Source organism: Sphingomonas liriopis, assembly GCF_024211255.1.
GTDB classification, from domain to species: domain Bacteria; phylum Pseudomonadota; class Alphaproteobacteria; order Sphingomonadales; family Sphingomonadaceae; genus Sphingomonas; species Sphingomonas liriopis.
The window spans coordinates 270955-286654 of record NZ_JAMLDY010000001.1 but is presented as its reverse complement, the minus strand read 5'-3'; the positions used below and the strand labels follow the sequence as shown (position 1 = coordinate 286654).

The following is a 15700-nucleotide window of genomic DNA, read 5'->3' as shown; positions in this document are numbered from 1 at the left end:
CAAAGCGCGAGCTCATTTCGCAAACCATTATTTTCCCACTTGATGTTCAAATGACAATCGATGTATATTTTCTTATCGAGTCTGAAGCGCACGACCGGAGCAGCGCCGAACGCTGCGCGGGATAGCGCCTATCAGCCAATTAGGAGGGGATCACATGCGACGCGCATCGAACGGGCTTTCTATGCTGCTGGCCGGCGCGGCGTGCGTCACATTGGCGCAGGCCGCCACGGCGCAATCGACCACGCCGGGCGCGGCGCCTGCCACCGGTGAGTCGGCCGCGCCTGACGTGGCGAGCCCGCAGGAGCAGGAATCGCCCGATATCGTCGTCACCGCGACGCGCAAGAACGAGAGCCTTCAGGACGTGCCGCTGGTGGTCACCCCGATCAGCAACGAGCGGATCCAGGAGCTGAACCTCACCCAGTTCAGCCAGATCCAGACGCTGTCGCCGGGCCTGAACATCGAGCCGCGCGGATCGGCCGGCACCGTCACGACGCTGCGCGGGGTCAGCACCACCGTCACCACCGGCGCGCCGCCCGCGGTGGTGATCTATTTCAACGAAGTCCCGATCAACGACGTGATCGCGTTCCAGTCGATCTACGACGTCGGCCAGATCGAGGTCGTCCGCGGTCCGCAGGGCACGCTGCGCGGCGCACCTGCGCCGGCCGGGTCGATCACGCTGACGACGCGGCGCCCCGATCTCAACGAGGTCGGCGGCACGATCGACGGCACCTTCACCGACCGACTGCTGTACAACGCGCAGGCGGCGATCAACCTGCCGATCATCCAGGACAAGCTGGCGCTGCGCGTCGCCGGTCTGTTCGACCACAATCTCAACGGCGACATCTTCAATCCGCTGACGGATGCGCGCTCGAAGGCGCGGACAGTGAGTGGCCGCGCCACGCTGCTGTTCGCGCCGACCGATGCGCTCTCGATCCTTGCGACCTACCAGTATCTCGACAACCGTCGCGACAGCCTGGCGCTGGTCGAGGGTAACGGGCTTGGCTATAACGGGCCGGTCATCACCGATGCCACGAGCAACCGCCAGGCGGTGCAGGACATCGCCGACCAAACCCACCTCAAGGCGCATTTGGCGACCGTGTCGGCGAAATACGATTTCGGCGGCGCGACGCTGAGCTACATCGGCGGGTTCACCAAGTTCCATCAGCTCCAGCAGCCCGGCGACCAGGACGTCGGCAACGCCATTCCCGGCTATTCCCCCAATCCGCGGCTCGACATTCCGGTCAGGTCCTGGTCGCACGAACTGCGGGTGGACGGCTCGGTGAGGAACTTCCTCGATTATACCGTCGGCGCGTTCAGCTCGGACGCGTCGGGCACCTCGACGTTGGTCAATTACTCGCCGCTCGCCGGCGCGTTCGGCCGGCCGGGCAGCGCCGCACCGGTGTTGACTACTCCCGATCCGCGCTACGTGCTGACGGGCGACATCAGGCTGCCGACGCATGACCTCAACCGTTCGGTGTTCGCGAGCGGAACGGTGCATCTGCCGACACGTACCGACATCGTTCTGGGCGCACGGCATATTTGGGCGACGGCGGAGAAGGGATTCTCGCTCAACTTCAATCCGGCGTTCGTCGGGGTGGCGGTGCCGATCCCCAACTTCCTGTGTCCGGCGGTCGTCCCCGGGTCGGTCGGCTCGCCGTCCTATACTGGCGTCTGCGATATCAGGGTTGCGCCGGCCGCGATCACCGAGGCCAATCCGAAGCGCAAGTTCCGGACCTGGGTGTACGACGCCAAGATCGTCCAGCATCTGAACGACGACGTGCTCGTCTACGCATCCTACGGACACGGCTGGCGTGGTCCGGGTTCGAACCAGGCGTCGGCAATCCCGATCGCCGCGCGCAACGTGAACCCTGAGGAATCCAACAATTACGAGATCGGGTTGAAGGCGGAGCTGTTCGACAAGAAGGTGCGCTTCAACGGCGCAGTGTTCCAGCAGGACTTCGACGGCTATATCGCGCGCGCGCGGTCGATCCCCAACGTGAACGAGGGCGGCTTCCAGGTCACGGCGCAGGATATCACCTTCAACGGCGATGCGCGGGTGCGCGGGTTCGAGGGCGATCTGTTCGTGCGGCCGAGCAGCCGTTTCTATGCGCAGGGGACGGTCGGTTACGCCAACGGCAAGTTCAAGAATGCGCTGGTGCCGTGCCGCGACACCAACTTCGACGGCATTCCCGACAACGGGCCGACGCCGACCTCGCCGGCGGCATTCCCCGCGGGCAAGCCGATCGCCTATTGCCGCAGCAGCGCGGCGATTTCCGACGCGCCGAAGTGGAACTTCACGGTGACGTCGGAATATAACGTGCCGCTCGGCGGGGCGGAGGCGTATCTGCGCGGGATCTATACCTGGCAGGGCAAGATCAGCGATCTGTCGACGAACAACAATTACGACGCTTATGGCACGTTGAATCTGTTCCTGGGCGCGCGCGGCATCGCCAAGGGGCTGGACATCAACCTGTTCGCGAAGAACATCCTGAACGTCGAGCGGCTGCGCTTCCGCGATGCCGAGTGGACGTTCGGCGGTTTCCGCAGCGGGTACAGCGCGGTGACCTACAACGCCCCGCGCGAGGTGGGCGTCACCGCACGGTGGAGCTTCGGCGGGGGCTGAGCCCGCCACCCGCGTTTCCACCCCCGTATTCGTAGCGAGACCAGATGACCCGCCAATCGATCCCGACGTCGGTGAAGGCGGTGCTCGCCGCGACGGCAACCCTCGCGATCGCGGTGCCGGTGTGGGTGGTCCGAACCGGGCCGCAAAGCGCGGCGGCGCGATCGGATGGCAGCGATTGGGCCGACTATCTGGGTAGCGCGACCTCGGCGCAATATTCGCCGCTCGAGCAGGTCAACGCGGGCAACGTCGCCCAGATGCAGATCGCGTGGAGCTACCCGCTGCCCGGCAACGGGCAGACGGTGGGCAATCCGCTGGTCGTCGACGGACGGATGATCGTGCCGTGGAGCGGCGGCATCGTCGCGCTGGATCCCGCCACCGGCCGCGAATTGTGGACGGTGGCGGCGCCGGGCGTGGTGATGCGCGGCCTGAGCAGCTGGGCGGACGGGCAGGGGAAGCGCCGCGTCTTCTATCACCAGCGCGACCGCCTGTATGCGATCGATGCGGCCAGCGGCGTATCGATCGCCGGGTTCGGCGACAACGGCTCGATCGACCTGAAACAGGGGCTCGATCGCGACCCTGCGTCGGTCAAGCGGATCGAGCCGAAGACGCCGGGCCGGGTGTTCGGCAACCTCATCATCCTGGGGTCGGCGGGCGGCGACGAATGGAACGCGCCGCCGGGCTATATCCGCGCCTTCGACGTGCGCACCGGGCGACTGGTGTGGACGTTCCATTCGATCCCGCATCCCGGTGAGCCGGGGTATGACAGCTGGCCGAAGGACGCGTGGCGCAGCATCGGCGGCGTCAACAACTGGAGCGAGATGACACTGGACGAGGACAGCGGCATGCTGTTCGTCCCGCTGGCGTCGGCGAAGTACAATTTCTACGGCGTCAACCGAACCGGTTCCAACCTCTATGCCAATTCGCTGGTCGCGCTGGACGCGCGGACCGGGCGGCTGGTCTGGCATTTCCAGACCGTACACCACGACCTGTGGGATTACGATCTGCCGCAGGCGCCCAAGCTACTGACGCTGAACCGCGGCGGACGGCGCGTCGAGGCGGTCGCAGTCGCGGGCAAGACCGGGTTCATCTATACGTTCGAGCGGCGCACCGGCACACCGGTGTTCCCGATCGAGGAGCGCGCGGTTCCCGCCTCCGACGTGCCCGGCGAGCAGGCGTCGCCGACGCAGCCGATGCCGACGGCACCCGAGCCCTTCTCGCCGCAGCGCATGACCGCCGCCGACCTCAGCCCGTATCTGTCGCCCGACGAGCGTGTGCGCGTCACCGGGATGCTCGCGGGGCTGCGCAACGAGGGCATCTTCACCCCGCCCAGCGCGCGCGGCACGTTGCAGATCCCGGGCAGTTCGGGCGGCACAAACTGGGGCAACGGGGCGGTCGATCCGCGGACTGGCCGCTTCTACGTGGTGTCGTTCAACATCCCGGCGATCCTGCGGCTGGAGCCGCCCGGGGGCAAACCGAAGTCGATGTTCACGACCGGCGCCGAACCCGCCCCGAAGGCGCCCGCCGCCGATGCCGCGAGCGCGACCGGAGCGAGCGTCTATGCGCAGAATTGCGCGGCGTGCCATGGCGAGACGAAGGCGGGCCAGCCGCCCGCTATCCCCGCGCTGACCGACCTTGCCGCGCGGCGCACGATTGCGCAGGTGCAGGACACGATCGCGCGCGGGCGCGGCCCGATGCCGCCGTTCACGCTTCAGCCAGCGGCGTTGCGCGCGCTGTTGCGGCATCTCGGGTTCGCGCAGTCGCAGGTGGACGCGGCGGTGCCGGGGACCGCGGGGGCAGCGGTGCCGGCGACGCCGGTCCGTCCCGGCCCGATCAAGCTGACCAGCGGCTACAATTTCCTGTTCAGCAAGACGATGCTGCCCGCGAGCGCGACGCCCTGGGCGACGCTGACCGCGTATGACATGAACGCCGGGCGCAAGTTGTGGACGGTGCCGTTCGGCGAGTTGCCGATGATGAAGGGGTCGGGGACATTGTTCCCGCGCGGGACGATCGTGGCGACCGGCGGCGGCCTGATCCTGTCGGGAACGCAGGACCGGCATCTGCGCGCATGGGATTCCAAGTCCGGCAAGCTGTTGTTCCAGGCGGCGCTGCCATCGATCCCCGGCGGCGTGCCCGCGGTCTACAGCGTGCGGGGCCGGCAGTTCGTCGCGTTGCCGGTCGCTTCCTACGATCCTTCGCTCGCCAAGATGGTGTCGAAGGCGATCATGCCGGAAGGGCGCAACAGCATCGTCGCCTTCGCCCTTCCCGCGAAACGATAAAAGGACAGGTCATGGCAGTACGCGGTCTGATTCGAGCCAGCGCGGCGCTGGTCTGCGCGACGCTGGTCGCCCCGCCGCTCCTTGCCGGCGACAAGCCCGCAGCGGTCGGACGGGTGACGATCGCCGGCCCGGTCACCGCGGGCACCAAGGGCATCCCCTATTCGGCCTCGGTCGTCGATCTGGCGCCCTATGGCTATGATGAGAAAGAATATTTCGTGTCCGGTCAGGCGCATCCGTTCCGGCCCGTTTCCGGCACCACGCTCGGCCCCGACGGGCGCTGGCGGGTCGAGGCCGGGAACGACGTGGCCTATACCACCCGCATCCTGGTTCGCCGCCCGTCCGCCGCGAAGTTCAACGGCACCGTCGTCGTCGAGGTGATGCAGGAATATTACGGGTCCGAGCGCGACACCAATTTCCGCTGGAACGCGGAAACGCTGCTGCGCCGCGGCTATGCGTGGGTCGGGGTGTCGCTGCATCACGAAGGGATCGACGACCCCTCGCCGCCCAAGACGATCCGCTTCGGCAACCGCGACATCCCAATGGGGGTGACGATGGCGCGCTGGGATCCGGCGCGCTACGGCACGTTGTCGGTTCCCACGAGCGACCTGTCGTTCGACATCTTGTCGCAGGTCGGGCGCGCGATCCGGCAGCATGCCGATGCGCCGGCGGCGACCGATCCCTTCGCGGGGCTGAAGGTGCGCAAGGTGATCGCGGCGGGCAACACGATCGCGGCGGAGCGGCTGGCGATCTACATCAACGCGGTGCAGCCGATCACGCACGTCTTCGACGGTTTCTATCTGCAGGATTTCACGCCCGGCGCCCGGTTGAAGCTGGCGGCGGGGGTGGAGACGCCGGCCGGCGTGCTGCGCACCGATCCGGACGTGCCGGTGGTCGTCCTCGACACGATGACCGCGGCGACCAAGATGGGCTCGCATGCGGAGGGTCCGAAGCTGCGCTACTGGCATCCGGCCGGCAGTTCGCATACCACGGGCGCGTTCATGGCGCGCGTCGATGTGGGCAACAAGCGCGATTTCGGCATGGGCGGCGGCTTCTGTTCGGTGGAGAAGGCCAACAGCCTCCCGCAGCAGTATATCTCGGGTGCGGCACTGGTGGCGGTGGATCGCTGGGCGAAGGGTGGCCGCGCCGCGCCGCGCTTCCCGCAACTGACGGTCTTCACCGGCCCGACGGCCCCGGTGCCCGAACCGCGCGGCTATTTCGACGCCGACGGCAACGTCCTGGGGGGCATGCGCAATCCGTGGGTCGACGTGCCGGTCGCGCGCTACGACTGGCGCGGCGACTGCCTGGGGGGCAGCGGCCTGACGTTCCGCTTCTCGCCCGAACAGCTCAAGGCGCGGTACGGCACGCCGGCGGCGTATCACGCGAAATTCGCCGCGGCGGCGCGCGATGCCGCGCGACGCGGGGTGATCCTGACCGAGGACGTGGCGCCGGCCATCGCCGGGGCCAAGGCGGTGACCTGGTAAGGCCCGCCACGTCCCGGCTGCTCACCGTTCTTCCCTGTTCATTCCCCACGAGGTTCGTCATGCGTCATCGTCTGCTGCTCGGTATCGCGCTGCTGGCGCCGATCGGTCCCGCCACCGCGCAGCAGCATCCGCCCGCGCCATCGGACGCGGACCGCCGCGCCGAGGCGACGGTGCGGCAGATGACGCAGGCGGAGAAGATCGCGCTGCTGCACGGCCCGGTCGTCGCGATGGTGCCGCTCGCGAAGCGGTTGCCCGGGATCACGGTCGGCGCCGGTTACGTGGTCGGGATCCCGCGGCTGGGCATCCCCGCGCTGGTCGAGACCGACGCCAGCATGGGCGTCGCCAACTCCGAATTCCTGCGCAAGGGGGACGTCGCGACCGCGATGCCCTCTACCCTGGGGCAAGCCGCGAGCTGGGATCCCGAGATGTCGCGCCGCGGCGGCGCGATGATCGGCGCCGAGGCGCGCGACAAGGGGTTCAACGTCATGCTCGCGGGGGGCGTGAATCTCGTCCGCGATCCGCGCGCCGGGCGCAATTTCGAATATGCCGGTGAGGATCCGCTGCTCGCCGGGACGATCGCGGGGGCGCAGATCGCGGGGGTGCAGTCGAGCGGCATCGTCTCGACCGTCAAGCATTTCGCGGTCAACGACCTGGAAACCGGCCGCAACGTCCATTCGGTCGCAATCGACGAGGCGGCGATGCGCGAGAGCGACCTGCTCGCGTTCCAGATCGCGATCGAGAAGGGCGATCCGGGGTCGGTGATGTGCGCCTACAACAAGGTGAACGGCGTCCATGCGTGCGAGAACCGCTTCCTCCTGACCGACGTGCTGCGGCGTGACTGGGGGTTCAGGGGGTTCGTGATGTCCGACTGGGGCGCGGTGCATTCCAGCGAGGCGATCGTCGCCGGACTGGACCAGCAGTCCGGCGAGCAGCTCGACGGCAAGAGGTGGTTCTCCGATCTGATGCCCGCGGCGATCGCGGAAGGGCGCGTGCCGGCATCGGCGATCGACGTCGCGGCACGGCGGATCGTGCGCACCATCTATACCCATGGCCTAGACAAGCGGCCGAACGAGGCCCGCGGGACGATCGACTACGACGCGCACGCGCTGGTCTCGCAGCAGGCGGCGGAAGCGAGCATGGTGCTGCTGCGCAACGAGGGCGACGTCCTTCCGCTCGTGGCGACCGCACGGCGGATCGTACTGATCGGCGGCCATGCCGATGTCGGCGTGCTCGCCGGCGGCGGGTCGAGCCAGGTGCGCCCGGTCGGCGGGTTCGTGCTGGAGGAGAAGGGCGACGGACTGGGCTTCTCGAAGCGCAGCTACGTCGCGTCGTCGCCGCTGTCGGCGCTGCGCGCGGCATTGCCGGGGGCGGACGTCACCTATGTCGACGGACGCGATCCGGCCGTCGCCGCCGCTGCGGCGAAGGCGGCGGACGTCGCGATCGTGTTCGGCGAGAAATGGGCCGGCGAGGGCGCCGACCAGCCGAACCTGTCGCTCGACCGCAACGGCGACGCGCTGATCGCCGCGGTGGCGGCGGCGAACCCGCGGACGGTCGCGGTGCTGGAGGTCGGCAATGCGGTGGCGATGCCGTGGCGCGACCAGGTCGCCGCGATCCTGGTCGCGTGGTTCCCGGGACAGCGCGGCGGCGCGGCGATCGCACGGGTGCTGACGGGGGCGGTCAACCCGTCCGGCCACCTGCCCGTCACCTTCCCCGCCGCGACGACGCAGCTTCCGCATCCCGTCCTGCCGGGCGCCAACGCAATTCCCGCCGATGCCGCGTCGCGCGCGGTGTACGGCCTGCTCTCCGACACGAAGCCGTTCGCCTATTCCTTCCCCGAAGGATCGGACGTCGGCTATCGCTGGTTCGACCGGACCGGCGCGGCGCCGCTCTACGCCTTCGGTCACGGACTCAGCTACACCCGCTTCCGCTATTCGGACCTGCGCGTCGCCGGCGGCGAAAGGCTGACTGCGACCTTCACCGTCACCAATATCGGAACACGCGCCGGGGTCGACGTGCCGCAGGTCTATGTCCGCCGCAGCGGCAAGGCGAAGCGGCTGGTGGGCTGGGGTCGGCCCGCGCTCGCACCTGGCGAGAGCCGGGTGGTGACAGTGACCGCCGACCCGCGCCTGCTGGCCGATTTCGACGGCGCGCGACGGCGCTGGACCGTGCCGAAGGGGCGCTACGCCATCGAAGTGGCGACGTCGGCGACCGCTCCGGTCCTGACCGGCAGCGTAGTGATGAACGCGGTGACGCGGCGGCCCTGAGCCGTCGCATCTCCTACTTTGCGGTTGCGATCATGCCCTTCAAGGCGATCGAGCCATCGCCGAGCAGCATCGGGTCGATCGTCGCGCCGGCCTCAACCAACCCGCGGCCCTGGACATAGTCGCGGACCGCGTTGACGCAGTCGAGCGCGATCGCACGGCCGGCACGCAGATAGACGAGAGTGAAACTCCGCTTCGCCGGATCGCCGCGCACCACAATCGCGTCGTGCCCGCCCGACAACCCGACCGTCTGCAGCTTGAGATCGTACTGGTTGGACCAGAACCAGGGAACCGCGTCGTAGGTGGCGGGAATGCCCAGGATCGTTTTCGCGGCGACCACCGCCTGATCATTGGCGTTCTGCACCGATTCAAGCCGGACCTCGGCACCGTCGGCGAAGCGATTGGCGTGGAGCGCGCAGTCGCCGATCGCGAAGACGTCCGGCAGGGTGGTGCGCGTCTGCGCGTCGACGCGCACGCCGTTGGTTCCCGCTGCCCCGGCGGCGAGCAGCGGCGCGACCGCGGGAACGATGCCGATCCCGACAATCACCATCTCGCCCGCGATGCAGGCGCCGTCCGCCAGCCGGACGCCGGTGACCCGACCGTCCGCGCCGAGGATAGAGTCGACCACGACGTTCAGGCGTATGTCGACGCCGTGGGCCCGGTGTTCCGCCTCGTAGAAGCGCGATAACGGAGCGCCGGCGACGCGCGCCAGCAGGCGGTCCTGCGCCTCCAGCAGGATGACCGACTTACCCGCCTTGGCGAGCGCCGCCGCCGCCTCCAGCCCGATATAGCCACCACCGATCACGATCGTGCGCCGGACTCTCGCGAGCTCCGCCATCATCCGGTCGGCGTCGGCGCGGGTGCGGACGGTGTGGACTCCCGCCAGATCGCGCCCTGCGCAATCGAGCCGCCGCGCCGCGCCGCCAGTTGCCCAGATCAGCCGGTCATAGCCGATCCGGGCGCCCGCAGCGGTGGTGATCCGATGCGCGACGGGATCGACCGTCTCGACACTCGCCGAGCCTGAGCGCGACGTCGCGCTCGATCCAGAAACCGGGCGGGCGGATCAGGATGCGCTCGAAGGTCCGGGCGCCGGCGAGATAGTCCTTCGACAGAGGCGGGCGTTCGTAGGGCGGATCGGGCTCGTCGCCGATCATCAGGATGGTGCCGGCGAATCTACCCTGGCGCAGCGCTATTGCCGCCTGTGCGCCGCCGTGCCCCGCGCCGACGATAACGACATCGTGAAATTCATCGTCCCGTGTGACGGTCATTCGCGTTCCTGCGTCCAGACCTGCGCGAAATAAGGGCTGCGCTCCGCGGTGGCGGGATAGGTCGCCGGGTCGATCATGCAGGTCGGGCACCAGTGCCCGCCCGCCAGCATCAGATTGGGCGTCATCGCAAACCGGTGGCCATGCGCGCAGCTCCATTCCACCGGCGTGTCCGGATCGCCGCTTTCCGTCGCATGGCAGGCGCCGCCGCGGAATGCCGCCGCCCCGGCGAGGTCGGCGGCGGTCCATTCTCCCGGTCCGCGCGCCTCGTCATAGCCGTGGTCGAGCAGCACCGGCTGCCGCGACGGCTGGTCGAGCGTGAAATGCGCCCAGTCGCGCGGGATCGCCTCCCATGCCGCGCGCGACCCGAAATAGGCGCGGATATGCGGCTGGTCGTCGGTGTCGAACCAGTGGAGCGAGCCGTCGGGCGCCTTCGCCAGCCCCTCGATCCGCTTGCGCACCGCACCGGGCAGCAGCTTCGGCACCACACGGGCGATCCAGGGCATGTGCCGGGGCGCCTCGGCCAGATAGTCGTGGATCGACTGTTCGCGGAACGGCACCAGCGCCTCCAGCTTGTCGCTGTCGGCATACCATTGGCCATGAAAATTGCGCGTGGCGAACCAGTGCGGGCGCAGCACCTTTCGATAGGTCGGCATGGTGCCGGCCATGAATTCGTGATTGACGACGCGCGAGGTCGCGCCGCCGCCGATATTGTAGAAGCCGCGCCAGAAGGCGTCCGGCACCGCGTCGCCGCACACCGCCGCCATCAGGCGTCCGCTGTCGTTGGCGGTCGACCATTCGAACACGCCGTTCAGCGGATTATGGAACATGATCGGGTCGAACAGACGCCACAGGTCGTAATGCGCCATCCCGCTCTGCCGCACCGATACCCAGTGACGGATGCCGCTTTCGGCGATCACCGCCTCGGCTTGCGTCTTGGTCACGGCATAATGGTCGTAGGTGCTGATCTTGATCGGGTCGCCGGTGCGGCCCCAGTGGATGGGGGCGTTGCGGCTGCCGGTCTGCGCGACGGTGCCGATGTAGACCAGCCGCGTCGTGGCAGCCGTTCCCTCCGCCTTGATCGCGTCGACGATGTTGCGCGCGCCGCCGACGTTGACGCGCGTCACCACCTCGGGCGGCATCCGATCGCAGGCGGGGGACACCAGCCCGCCGACGTGCAGCACGACGTCCGCGCCGGCCACACCCTGCCGGATCGACGCGGGGTCGGTCAGGTCGCCCCACACGACCTCGGCGAGCGCGCGGCGCTGGATGTCGCGCACGACCGGATGGTCGCGCTCTTCCGGGCGGACCAGCACGCGCAGCCGCAGGTCGGCGGATCGTTCGGCGATGCGCTTCACCGCCTCGCGGCCCATGTTGCCGGTCGCACCGGTGAGGAAGACGGTCTTGCGGGTATCGGACATGGGGTCGCTCGCGCCTTTAGCTGAGGATGTAGCTGGTCTTGATGGTGGTGTAGAATTCGCGGGCGTAGCTGCCCTGTTCGCGCGGTCCATAGCTGGACGCCTTCCGTCCGCCGAACGGCACATGATAGTCCAGCCCCGCGGTCGGCACGTTGACCATCACCAGCCCCGCCGCCGAGTTGCGCTGGAAGTCGCGGGCATGTTTCAGCGACGTGGTGGCGATGCCCGACGACAGGCCGAACGGCGTGTCGTTGGCGACGGCCAGCGCTTCGTCATAGTCGCGCACGCGGATCACGCTGGCGACCGGCCCGAAAATCTCCTCGCGGCTGCTGCGCATGGTGTTGTCGGCGCCCAGCAGCAGGGCGGGCGAAAGGAAATGCCCCTTGGTGGGGCGTTCGAGCGGGTCGCCGCCGATCACCTCGCACCCTTCCTCGCGGGCGAGGCGGATATAGTCGAGGTCGGTCTGCAACTGCCGCGCATCGACCACCGGGCCGATCTGCGTCTCGGAATCTAGCGCGTGGCCGATGCGCAGGGCCGCCATCTCCGCCTTCACCCGATCGACGAAGGCATCGTGGATGCCGTCGGCGACGATGATCCGGCTGGTCGCGGTGCAGCGCTGCCCGGTCTGGAAGAACGCGCCGTTGACCGCGCAGGCGACCGCGATGTCGAGGTCGGCATCGTCGAGGACGACGAACGGGTTCTTGCCGCCCATCTCCAGCTGCAGCCGCGCCATGTTGCCGATCGCGCGCGCGGCGATACGGCGGCCGGTGGGGACCGAGCCGGTGAAGCTGACCGCATCGACGCCATCGACGATCGCGTCGCCCACCACCGATCCCCGCCCCATCACCAGGTTGAGGACACCCGCCGGCACCCCGGCGCGGTGCAGGATCTCGACCAGCGCCCAGCCGCTGGCCGGCGTCAGGTCGGCGGGCTTGAACACGACGGCGTTGCCGTAAGCGAGCGCCGGCGCGATCTTCCACGCGGCGATCGCGATCGGGAAGTTCCACGGCGTGATGATGCCGACGACGCCGACCGGCTCGCGCGTGACGTCGACATCGACGCCGGGGCGAACCGGGGGATATTTCTCGCCGATCGCGCGCACCGCCTCGGCGGCGAAGAAGTGCAGGACCTGCGCGGCGCGGACGACCTCGCCGACCGCATCGGCGCGCGTCTTGCCCTCTTCGCGCGCCAGCAGTTCGCCCAGTTCCGGCGCACGCGTCTGCAACTCCGCCGCGGCGGTCGCCAGCACGGCGGCGCGTTCGGACGCGGCCTTGCGCGCCCAGCCCGGCTGCGCCCGGCGGGCCGCGGCGATCGCGTCGGCGACCTGCCCGGCATCCGCCGCCGCGAAGTCGCCGATCACGTCATTCGCGTCGCTGGGATTGCCGTTGGTGCGAAGCTCGCCACCCGCGATCCATTCGCCGTCGATCAGGTTGCCGTGATCGCGCATCGTCTCTCCATTTCGCCGTTGTTCTGCGTGAAATATGACGAAACCTCGTCAGTGGCAACGATTTGCGTAGCGCTTAATGATAATGTGGACGCATATATTGACCGTTTGCGCCCGAATCCTGTATCGGCGCGGGATTGTCGCGGTCAATGCGGCGGAGAGGAACAGGACATGGCTACGCAGCTCGGGGCAGGCGAGGATCGGTCGATCGCACTGGACTGGCAGGACCGCCGCCTGCCGATGGCCGATACGCCCGATCTGCGCGCCGCGCTGGCGGAGGCCAACGTCCAGACGCTGCTGATGGTGTATGTTCACCTCACCCACGACGCCGCGATGCTCGACGTTTTCCAGAACTATATCCACCCGCCCTTCGCCATGCCCGGAACCGACATTCCCGTCGAGTGCCAGACGGACCTGCGCGAAAAGCTGCACCATGTCCTCGTCACGCCCGGCGCGGCGCGTACGGATGCGCCGTCACAGGCACTGATGCAGCGGATGATGAGCGTCGGCGTCGGCGAGCCGGTGGACGACGAGTTCCTGCCGCTGCTGATGGACCAGATCGGCTTCGAGCAGCCGGTGCCGCGTCGCGAGCGATCCGGCCGCGCCGCACCGCCGGCGGACTTCAAGGTGCTGGTGATCGGCGCCGGGCTGACCGGCATGGCCGCTTCGATCAAGCTGACCGAGGCGGGCTACGACCATGTCGTGATCGAGAAGAACCCGGAAGTCGGCGGCACCTGGTACGAGAACCGCTATCCGGGAGTCGGCGTCGATACGCCCAGCCACTTCTATTCCTATTCGTTCGAAATCACGCCCGAATGGACCACCTATCATCCGGTGGGCGCGGACATGCAGCAATATCTGCTGCATGTCGCCGACAAGTACGACGTGCGGCGCCATGTCCAGTTCAACTCGGTGGTGACGGCGCTCGCCTATGACGACGACACGGCGATGTGGGACGTCACGGTGCGCCGCGCCGACGGCCAGGAGGAGGTGCTGCGCGTCAACGCCGTCATCAACGGCCACGGCCCGCTCAACCGCTGGAAATGGCCCGACATCCCGGGCCTCGACCGGTTCCACGGGCGCAAGCTGCATACCGCGACCTGGGATCCGTCGCTCGACCTGACCGGCAAGCGGGTCGCGGTGATCGGGACGGGGGCGAGCGGCGCGCAGCTGGTGCCGGCGATCGCGCCGCAGGTCGAGCAGCTCACCGTCTTCATGCGCTCCCGCCACTGGGTGCTCTACAATCCCGAGATCGCCGACCAGGTGTCGCCCGGCATGAAGTTCGCGTTGCGGCATATCCCGCATTTTCGCGAATGGTTCCGGTTCCGCGTCTACTGGTTCGCCGCCGACGGCCTGTTCGGCAACGTCCTGATGGACCCCGACTGGCCGGCCGATTCGCCGTCGGTATCGGCGCTGAACGAGGGGATGCGCCAATATGCGCTGGCGCACCTGCACGCGAAATTCGCCGACCGGCCCGACCTGATCGAGCGGCTGACCCCGGATTTCCCGATCTTCTCCAAACGCATCATCCTCGACAACGGCTGGTTCGACGCACTGAAGCGCGACAATGTCGCGCTGGACAATGGCCGCATCGCCGAGATCACCGAAACCGCGATCCGTATGGAGGACGGGACCGAACATGAGGTCGACGTGATCGTCTGCGCGACCGGATTCGACGTCGCCAACATGATGGGCAACCTCGACATCCATGGCCGCGGCGGGCGGTCGCTGCGCGACGAATGGGGCTATGACGATCCGCGCTCCTATCTGGGCGTCACGGTGCCGGGCTATCCCAATTACTTCATGACCGTCGGCCCCAACAGCGCACCCAACCACGCCGCCGGCCAGAACCTGATCTCCGAAGTGCAGGTGAACTATATCATCGAATGCCTCGACTGGGCGGTCGCCGCCGGCCACCGCGCGGTGGAAGCGCGGCAGGAACCGTTCGAGGCGTGGAACGAACAGATCGCGACCCGCATGCGGCAGATGATCTGGAGCCATCCCAAGGCCAACAGCTATTACAACAACGCGAACAAGCGGAACTTCATGTCCTGGCCCTATCGGCTGGTCGATTACTGGAACGCGATGCGGATGCCGGACAAGGATCACTTCGACCTGCATTGATGGGGGCGGCGGTGCTGCGGCCGAAGGGAGACGGGATGGATAGCGAGAACACCGGCAGGATCGCGCTGGTCACCGGCGGCACCCGCGGGATCGGTGCGGCGATCGTGCGCCGGCTGCTCGGCGACGGGTGGACGGTGGCGACATGCGGCCGAACCGCACCCGATGCGGACATCGCGGTCGACGGACGGAGCGCGGGCTTTCATCCCTGCGACATCCGCGATCCCGCCGCCGCCGCCGCGCTGGTGCAGGACATCGTCGTCGCGCATGGCGGGCTGGACCTCGTGGTCAACAATGCGGGCGGATCGCCGCAGGCGGAGGCGGCGAGCGCCAGCCCGCGCTTTTCCGAACGGATCGTGCAGCTCAACCTGCTGGCGCCGCTCCACGTCGCGCAGGCGGCCTATCCCCATCTGCGCGCGCGGCGCGGGTCGATCGTCAACATCGCCAGCATCAGCGGCGTGCGGCCGTCGCCCGATACCGCGATCTACGGCGCGGCGAAGGCCGGACTGCTGAGCCTGACGACCAGCCTCGCGCAGGAATGGGGTCCGGAGGTGCGCGTAAACGCCATCGTGGTCGGCCTGATCGAGACAGCGGATGCCGCGATGACCTATGGCTCGCAGGCGGTGCAGGCCCGCATCGCCGCGACGCTGCCGCTCGGCCGGATGGGGCGCGGCGAAGATATCGCCGATGCGGTGGCGTTCCTCGCCTCGCCGCGCGCCGCCTATGTCAGCGGCGCACGGCTGGAGGTACATGGCGGCGGCGAGCGCCCGTTGTTCCTTGAACTGGTCAAAGGCGCGGCATAGCACCGCGG

The 15700-nt window shown here is 68.3% G+C and carries 8 protein-coding genes and 1 pseudogene; 6 read left to right on the top strand and 3 right to left on the bottom strand.

The features are described from left to right. The first annotated feature begins 154 nt into the window (after positions 1-154). Genes M9979_RS01310 through M9979_RS01295 form a run of 4 tightly spaced genes read left to right on the top strand, consistent with a single transcriptional unit; the run spans position 155 to position 8644 of the window. Positions 155-2623 (top strand): TonB-dependent receptor, encoded by a 2469-nt coding sequence (locus tag M9979_RS01310; RefSeq protein WP_254287516.1) that lies wholly within the window; start codon positions 155-157, stop codon positions 2621-2623. 44 nt (positions 2624-2667) lie between these two features. Further along, a complete protein-coding gene (locus M9979_RS01305) occupies positions 2668-4899 on the top strand; it encodes an outer membrane protein assembly factor BamB family protein (protein WP_254287515.1) in 2232 nt (743 codons plus the stop codon). A gap of 11 nt (positions 4900-4910) precedes the next feature. Further along, entirely contained in the window at positions 4911-6380 is a 1470-nt protein-coding gene (locus M9979_RS01300) for an alpha/beta hydrolase domain-containing protein (protein WP_254287514.1), read from the top strand. Between the two features lie 59 nt (positions 6381-6439). Then, positions 6440-8644 carry a beta-glucosidase family protein gene (locus M9979_RS01295; RefSeq protein ID WP_254287513.1) on the top strand — a complete coding sequence of 735 codons (2205 nt, stop codon included), beginning with the start codon at positions 6440-6442 and terminating at the stop codon, positions 8642-8644. A gap of 13 nt (positions 8645-8657) precedes the next feature. On the opposite strand, the pseudogene M9979_RS01290 reads toward M9979_RS01295, so the two are convergent. The 3 genes and pseudogenes from M9979_RS01290 to M9979_RS01280 form a co-directional block, all read right to left on the bottom strand. Then, positions 8658-9909: pseudogene (locus M9979_RS01290) on the bottom strand (NAD(P)/FAD-dependent oxidoreductase). Next, the gene (locus M9979_RS01285; RefSeq protein ID WP_254287512.1) at positions 9906-11327 is read right to left on the bottom strand and encodes an NAD-dependent epimerase/dehydratase family protein; all 1422 of its coding nucleotides are present in this window, start codon (positions 11325-11327) and stop codon (positions 9906-9908) included. The pseudogene M9979_RS01290 and the gene M9979_RS01285 overlap by 4 nt, the downstream one beginning before the upstream one ends. Positions 11328-11343: 16 nt before the next feature. Then, the gene (locus tag M9979_RS01280) at positions 11344-12771 is read right to left on the bottom strand and encodes an aldehyde dehydrogenase family protein (protein ID WP_254287511.1); all 1428 of its coding nucleotides are present in this window, start codon (positions 12769-12771) and stop codon (positions 11344-11346) included. 168 nt (positions 12772-12939) lie between these two features. Between M9979_RS01280 and M9979_RS01275 the strand changes: the two genes are divergently transcribed. Continuing rightward, positions 12940-14892, top strand: a complete 1953-nt coding sequence (locus M9979_RS01275; protein ID WP_254287510.1) for a flavin-containing monooxygenase — start codon at positions 12940-12942, stop codon at positions 14890-14892. A gap of 35 nt (positions 14893-14927) precedes the next feature. Then, positions 14928-15692 (top strand): SDR family oxidoreductase, encoded by a 765-nt coding sequence (locus tag M9979_RS01270; RefSeq protein WP_254287509.1) that lies wholly within the window; start codon positions 14928-14930, stop codon positions 15690-15692. The last annotated feature ends 8 nt before the right edge of the window (positions 15693-15700 follow it).

Excerpts from the sequence above, each read along its gene's own strand:
- M9979_RS01310 (WP_254287516.1), top strand. The coding sequence starts at position 155 with ATGCGACGCGCATCGAACGGGCTTTCTATGCTGCTGGCCGGCGCGGCG.
- M9979_RS01305 (WP_254287515.1), top strand. The coding sequence starts at position 2,668 with ATGACCCGCCAATCGATCCCGACGTCGGTGAAGGCGGTGCTCGCCGCG.
- M9979_RS01300 (WP_254287514.1), top strand. The coding sequence starts at position 4,911 with ATGGCAGTACGCGGTCTGATTCGAGCCAGCGCGGCGCTGGTCTGCGCG.
- M9979_RS01295 (WP_254287513.1), top strand. The coding sequence starts at position 6,440 with ATGCGTCATCGTCTGCTGCTCGGTATCGCGCTGCTGGCGCCGATCGGT.
- M9979_RS01285 (WP_254287512.1), bottom strand. The coding sequence starts at position 11,327 with ATGTCCGATACCCGCAAGACCGTCTTCCTCACCGGTGCGACCGGCAAC.
- M9979_RS01280 (WP_254287511.1), bottom strand. The coding sequence starts at position 12,771 with ATGCGCGATCACGGCAACCTGATCGACGGCGAATGGATCGCGGGTGGC.
- M9979_RS01275 (WP_254287510.1), top strand. The coding sequence starts at position 12,940 with ATGGCTACGCAGCTCGGGGCAGGCGAGGATCGGTCGATCGCACTGGAC.
- M9979_RS01270 (WP_254287509.1), top strand. The coding sequence starts at position 14,928 with ATGGATAGCGAGAACACCGGCAGGATCGCGCTGGTCACCGGCGGCACC.